The organism is Rhodococcus sp. EPR-147, assembly GCF_001647185.1.
In the GTDB taxonomy this organism is placed as follows: domain Bacteria; phylum Actinomycetota; class Actinomycetes; order Mycobacteriales; family Mycobacteriaceae; genus Rhodococcoides.
On the sequence record NZ_LVCU01000035.1, the window covers coordinates 21,061 to 27,060 of the forward strand.

Sequence of the window (6,000 nt, forward strand, 5' to 3'; positions counted from 1 at the left end):
TGCCGCCCACCGATACGTCAACGACGAACACCGCGAAGAACGCCGCACCGGAGAACGCAGACATGGCGCTCTCAGCGAACGCGCGACCAGATCGCGTCGTCCCGATCGGCGAAGCCCTCGCGGCGGCGTCGAGCGACCCGGATCCGGCGGCAGGGGCCCTCGCGTCGGCAGTACCCGATGGCCTGCAACCCACGTCGCGGTCGCAGTGTTCTCGATTCTCGTCCTGCTGGTGACCGGTTTCGCGTGGCGCAGTGTCGACAGCCTGCGCTCCAATATCGCCACCGCGGGTGGTCTCGGTCTCGGCGGAGCCGCCGACGGCGCCGTCGACATTCTGATGGTCGGCACGGACAGTCGTACCGATGCCCACGGCAATGCGTTGTCCCCCGCAGAACTCGCATCCCTCAATGCCGGCGAAGAGGTGGCGTCCAACACCGACACGATCGTGCTGATCCGCGTTCCGAACGACGGTTCGTCGGCCACCGCGATTTCCATCCCGCGAGACTCGTACGTCGAGGTACCCGGCATCGGCATGTCCAAGATCAACGCCGCGTACGGCGCGACCAAGGAGAACAAGCGACTCGAATTGGTCGAGCAAGGGGTGACGGACGCCGATGCCGAATCCCAGGCCACCGAGGCCGGCCGCGAGGCCCTCATCGATTCCGTCGCCAACCTCACCGGCATCACCGTCGATCACTATGCCGAGGTGGGGCTGCTCGGCTTCGTGCTGCTGACCGATGCCGTCGGCGGTGTCGAGGTGTGCCTGAACAACCCTGTGCAAGAACCATTGTCGGGTGCGAACTTCCCCGCGGGCGAGCAGAATCTCTCCGGTTCGCAGGCTCTGAGTTTCGTCCGACAGCGGCACGATCTTCCGCACGGAGATCTGGACCGCATCGTGCGCCAGCAGGTGTTCATGGCCTCGCTCGTGCGGAGTGTGCTCAGCGCCAAGACGCTGAGCAACCCCGGCAAACTGGGCCAACTCAGCACCGCGGTGCAGCGATCGGTGACTCTCGATTCCGACTGGGACATTCTGCAGTTCGCCACTCGCCTGCAGGATCTCGCCGGCGGCAAGGTCAAGTTCGAGACGATTCCGGCAGTCGACATCAATGCGACGACCGACTACGGCGAATCGATCGTGCAGGTCGATCCCGCTGCGGTGAAGAAGTACGTCGCAGGCCTGCTCGCCGACGGTAATTCGGCGGAGGCCAACGCCGAGGATTCGGACGCACCGGCTGTCGATCCGTCTACGGTGACCGTCGATGTGGCGAACGACAGCGGTATCGACGGGCTGGCCAACGGTGTCGCCGGTTCGTTGACGGCGTTGGGGTACGTCGACGGCACCATCGGAAACTACGAGGGCGCGTCGATCTCGGCGAGCCGCATCCAGGCTGCCGATGTGGACAGCGATGCCGCGCGCGCCGTCTCGGCAGCGCTCGGCGGACTGCAGATCACCGCGGACGACACCCTGTCGGCAGATACCGTTCGGGTGGTCCTCGCGAACGACTACGCGGGGCCGGGCTCGGGTCAGGCCGCGACGGCGGAAACCATTGCTCCCGAAGCGGGTACGGCGGTTCCCGAGGCACCGGCGGCCCCGATCGACGCCGGTTCCGTCGGCCCGATGTGCGTCAACTGATCGGCGTTCGCTCAGAGCGTGTGAATCGGAGTCGTCGAGCGTCATCTAGGGTCGTGGGGTGGCTTCGAATCTGACTCAGACCCTGCTCGACCCGATTCTCGCCGCCGATCCGGCCGGTCCGCGCATCACGTTCTACGACGACGCGACCGGTGAGCGGGTCGAGGTGTCGGCGGTGACCCTCGCGAACTGGGCGGCCAAGACCGCCAATCTGTTGCGCGACGAGTTCGGCTTCGAGGTGGGTGGCAGGGTGAGTGTGCTGTTGCCCGCGCACTGGCAGACGGCTGCGGCGCTGCTCGGAATCTGGTGGGCAGGCGGCGAGGTGATCCTCGGGGCCGACGACTCCGCGGACGTCGCGATGGTGTCGGGTGATCGGCTCGACGAGGCTCCCGACACAGACGAAGTGCTGGCCTTCTCGCTCGACGCCTTCGGCAAGGCGGTCCCCGATCTGCCGATCGGGATGACCGACTACGCGACATCGGTGCGGGTGCACGGCGATCAGTTCAGGGTCGCAGGTTCCGGGAGCGCGGGTTCCGGGAGCGCAGCCGCGGCGCTGGACGGACGTTCGGTGGACGAGGTACTCGCTGCCGCTCGTGAGCGAGCCGACGCACGGGCCTGGACGGCCTCGGATCGGGTCATGTCCAGCGCGTCCTGGACCACAGCCGACGAGCTGATCGACGGTCTGATCTCGGTAATCGTCGTGGGGGCGTCGCTGGTTCAGGTGGCACATCCGGACGAGGAAAAGTCGCAGCGGCGCGCCGAGACCGAGAAGGTCACCGGCAATCTTGCTCAGCCGGGCTGACGGTAGCCACCGTCGGCGAGTCCGGCCTCGATCTCGTACTTGTTGGCCGGGCCCCGATGTCGCGCTTCTTCGGCGAGGTAGCGGAACGGGAAGGTGACCCCGAAGTTCGCCCATTGGTCTGCATGGACGGCCTCGTGTCGCAGTACCCGACGGGCGGTGTTGCCCTTCGTCAGGTAGGCACCGCCGAATGTCGTTCCGCCGCGGCCGAATCCGCCACGCAGACCGGTGCACACGAACAGGGAGAATTCGTCGTCGAAGCGCGCCGTGCCGCGCCAGAGTCGGGCATAGAACAGCGCCAGCCGCGTCACCAGCATGGACTGCCGACTACCGCGACCGGCGCGCCGGATCTGCTCGCTTCGTGACACGGCTGCGCTCACCCGAGCAGAGTGGTGCGCAGAGCTTTGTCCTTCTCGAGCACCATGGCCTCGAGTGAGGCCTGGAACGCGGACATCCGTTCTTGCAGAGCCGGATCGGAGGCACCGAGAATCCGTACCGCGAGCAACCCTGCGTTGCGTGCACCGCCGATGGAGACCGTGGCCACGGGGACTCCGGCGGGCATCTGTACGATCGAGAGCAGCGAGTCCATACCGTCGAGGTACTTCAGCGGCACCGGCACGCCGATGACCGGCAACGGCGTGGCCGACGCGACCATGCCGGGCAGGTGGGCCGCTCCCCCGGCCCCGGCGATGATCACGCGGATCCCCCGGCCTGCGGCCTCGCGGGCGTAGTCGAGCATGCGCTGCGGGGTGCGGTGCGCCGACACCACGCCGACCTCGAAGCGAATTCCGAACTCCGCGAGCGCTTCTGCCGCGGCTTCCATCGTCGGCCAGTCGGAGTCGCTGCCCATGATCAGGCCGACTTGGGGGCCTGAGTCGATCGTGTTGTCAGTCATCGTGCGGGTCCCATCCGTCGGTCCATTCGGCGTGCGACATCCAGTGCGCTGCACGCTCGGCTCGCTCGCGCACCGAGGCCACGTAGGCGGGGTCGGCGAGCGAACCCGACTGCGCGCCCAGGATGTTCACGTGTCCGATCTTGCGATCCTTGCGCTCGCCCTTGCCGTACAGATGCACCTTCGCATCGGGCATACGGGCGAACAGGTGATGCAGCCGCTCGTCCATCGTCATCTCGGGGGCCTGCGGTGCGCCCAGAATGTTGGCCATGACCGTCAGCGGAGCGAGTGGATCGGTGTCACCGAGCGGGTAGTCCAGTACTGCACGCAGGTGCTGCTCGAACTGCGAGGTGCGGCACCCGTCCATGGTCCAGTGACCGGAGTTGTGGGGTCGCATGGCCAGTTCGTTGACCAGGAGCTTGCCGGAGGTGGTCTCGAACAGTTCGACCGCGAGATCTCCGACCACGCCGAGCGCACCTGCGATGTCGAGGGCAAGCCTGCCTGCGAACGTGGCCACGTCCTCGTCGAGGTCGGGAGCCGGTGCCAACACCACCGCGCACTGGCCGTTGCGCTGCACTGTCTGCACCACGGGCCATGCAGCTCCCTGGCCGAACGGCGATCGTGCCACCATCGCCGACAGCTCACGGCGCATGGCCACCTTCTCCTCCACCATGAGCGGTACACCCAGGTCGAGTTGTGCGGTGACGATCTCCTCGGCTTCCTCGGCGTCGGCGGGCATCCACACTCCGCGCCCGTCGTAGCCGCCGCGCACTGCCTTGAGCACCACCGGCCAGCCGTGCTCGTCGCCGAACGCGATCGCGTCCTGCGCCCACGAGACCTCCGCGTAGGCGGGACCGGGCGCGCCCAGTTCGGCGAGCTTGCGACGCATGCGCAGTTTGTCCTGGGCGAAGATCAACGCGCTCGGCGGCGGTTGTACGTTGACCCCTTCTGCCACGAGTGTCTCCAGGTGCGCGGTTGGCACCTGCTCGTGGTCGAAGGTGAGCGCATTGGATCCGGTCGCGGCAGTGCGCAGCGCATCGAGGTCGTCGTGGTGGCCGAAGACGACGTCGGGGCTGACCTGAGCTGCCGGCTCGTCGGCACCGGCGGCGAGAACGCGAAGAGTCTGTCCGAGTTCGATCGCGGACTGATGAGTCATGCGGGCGAGCTGACCGCCGCCGATCATCGTCACCACGGGCATTCCGGTCGACGACGGGCGCGCAGCAGTGGGGCGCGGTTCGGTACCTGTCACGGCTCACCATGGTGTCATGTCGCACGCATTCGGTCCGAACCGGCAGTCTCACTCGAGACGGCGGACTCGGCGAGGACCTGTGGAAACCCTGATGATCGGAGCCTCGGTTCGGCGGAACCGGAATGTGTTTCGTAGACTTCACCGTTGTGCCGACGATCGCAAGCGTGCTCCAGCGCTTACCCACGCCCCTTCGGGACCTCGCGATTCGGCACAGTGAGCTGATCAAGTTCGCCATCGTGGGTGGCACGACGATGGTCTTCGACCTCGTCATCTTCTATTCGCTCAGCCTGACGGTGCTCGAGCAGAAGCCGGTGATCGCCAAGATCATCTCGGGTGTCCTCGCCACCCTGCTCAGCTACTTCCTCAACCGTGAGTGGGCCTTCAAACACCGCGGCGGACGCGAGCGGCACCACGAGGCACTGCTCTTCTTCGCGATCAGCGGTATCGGTGTGCTCATCGCAGCCGGTCCGCTGTGGATCGCGAACAACGTCTTCGACATCCGCGATACCAGCGAATCCCTGACGACCGTGGTCATCATCGACTTCGTCCTCAACTACGTCATCGGCAACCTGTTGCAGATGGCATTCCGGTTCTGGGCACTACGCCGCTTCGCGTTCCCCGAGGACAACGCGCGCACGATCCTGGAAGTGGACGCCGAACGCAACGAGGATCCGACCGACGCAGCGGACGCACTCGACCAACCCTGAGATGCACCAACGCTGAGATGCACCGACCCTGGGATGCTCAGCGCGGTTCGCGCCGAGGCACCGCAGGCGACGGTTCCCGCCACGCAGGCAGAAACACCGAGAAGAGTGCCGGGCGGCGTCGCTGCAGTTCCAGACGTCCGCCGTCCGCCTCGATCAGCGCCCGGGCCAGTGCGAGCCCGACACCGGTGGAGCCGGCTCCCGAGAATCCGCGGTCGAAGATGTGCGGAGCAAGTTCGTTGTTCACCCCTGGCCCCTCGTCCGAGACCTCGACGCAGACCAGTCTCTCGCGGCGTCCCTCCGTGCTCTCGACGGCCGAGACGGCTCGAACCGCCACCGTGCACGCTCCCTCTCCGTGCACCAGGGAATTGTCGATCAGCACCGAGACCGCTTCGCGCAAGCGCGATCCGGTCACCGAGGCCTTCAGATCCGCGTCGCCCTTGATCGCCAGGGTACGACCCACGTCCTCGAAGTTTCGCTGCCATTCGACGATGGTTCCTGTCAGTTCCTCGACGACCGAGACCTCGTGCGCGTCGGCCGCGCCGTCACTACGAGAGGATCGAACGAGCTCGTCTATGGCAAGGGTCAGCCGATCCACCTGGTCCATCGCCTCGTTGGCCTCGTCTACCACCGCCGGGTCCGGGTGTGTGGAAATTTCGTCCAGGCGTAGACGGACAGCGGTCAGGCGACTGCGAAGCTGATGCGAGACATCGGCAACCAACGTGTGCT

The 6,000-nt window shown here is 66.4% G+C and carries 7 protein-coding genes; 3 read left to right on the forward strand and 4 right to left on the reverse strand.

The window, feature by feature from the left end:
• The first annotated feature begins 205 nt into the window (after nt 1–205).
• Nucleotides 206–1,630, forward strand: coding sequence for an LCP family protein (locus A2J02_RS01285; RefSeq protein WP_068045720.1), 1,425 nt, complete (start codon nt 206–208; stop codon nt 1,628–1,630).
• A 58-nt stretch (nt 1,631–1,688) separates the two neighbouring features.
• Nucleotides 1,689–2,429 carry a TIGR03089 family protein gene (locus A2J02_RS01290; protein ID WP_068045723.1) on the forward strand — a complete coding sequence of 247 codons (741 nt, stop codon included), beginning with the start codon at nt 1,689–1,691 and terminating at the stop codon, nt 2,427–2,429.
• On the opposite strand, the gene A2J02_RS01295 is transcribed toward A2J02_RS01290, so the two are convergent.
• From A2J02_RS01295 to A2J02_RS01305, 3 genes are read right to left on the reverse strand one after another with little or no spacing between them, the layout of a single operon-like run.
• Nucleotides 2,417–2,743, reverse strand: a complete 327-nt coding sequence (locus A2J02_RS01295; protein WP_068045751.1) for a hypothetical protein — start codon at nt 2,741–2,743, stop codon at nt 2,417–2,419. The two genes, A2J02_RS01290 and A2J02_RS01295, sit on opposite strands and share 13 nt — an antisense overlap.
• A 59-nt stretch (nt 2,744–2,802) precedes the next feature.
• A complete protein-coding gene (purE, locus tag A2J02_RS01300) occupies nt 2,803–3,321 on the reverse strand; it encodes a 5-(carboxyamino)imidazole ribonucleotide mutase (protein WP_068045724.1) in 519 nt (172 codons plus the stop codon).
• Entirely contained in the window at nt 3,314–4,516 is a 1,203-nt protein-coding gene (locus A2J02_RS01305) for a 5-(carboxyamino)imidazole ribonucleotide synthase (RefSeq protein WP_373455168.1), read from the reverse strand. The genes purE and A2J02_RS01305 overlap by 8 nt, the downstream gene beginning before the upstream one ends.
• Nucleotides 4,517–4,713: 197 nt before the next feature.
• On the opposite strand from A2J02_RS01305, the gene A2J02_RS01310 reads away from it, so the two are divergent.
• A complete protein-coding gene (locus tag A2J02_RS01310) occupies nt 4,714–5,274 on the forward strand; it encodes a GtrA family protein (protein ID WP_179275573.1) in 561 nt (186 codons plus the stop codon).
• A gap of 37 nt (nt 5,275–5,311) precedes the next feature.
• On the opposite strand, the gene A2J02_RS01315 is transcribed toward A2J02_RS01310, so the two are convergent.
• A partial coding sequence (locus tag A2J02_RS01315) for a sensor histidine kinase (protein ID WP_197477896.1) occupies nt 5,312–6,000 on the reverse strand: 689 nt, incomplete at its 5' end.

What these genes read in the sequence shown, in the direction of transcription:
- A2J02_RS01295 (WP_068045751.1), bottom strand. Translation starts at nt 2,743, where the DNA reads ATGCTGGTGACGCGGCTGGCGCTGTTCTATGCCCGACTCTGGCGCGGC.
- purE (WP_068045724.1), bottom strand. Translation starts at nt 3,321, where the DNA reads ATGACTGACAACACGATCGACTCAGGCCCCCAAGTCGGCCTGATCATG.
- A2J02_RS01305 (WP_373455168.1), bottom strand. Translation starts at nt 4,516, where the DNA reads ATGCCCGTGGTGACGATGATCGGCGGCGGTCAGCTCGCCCGCATGACT.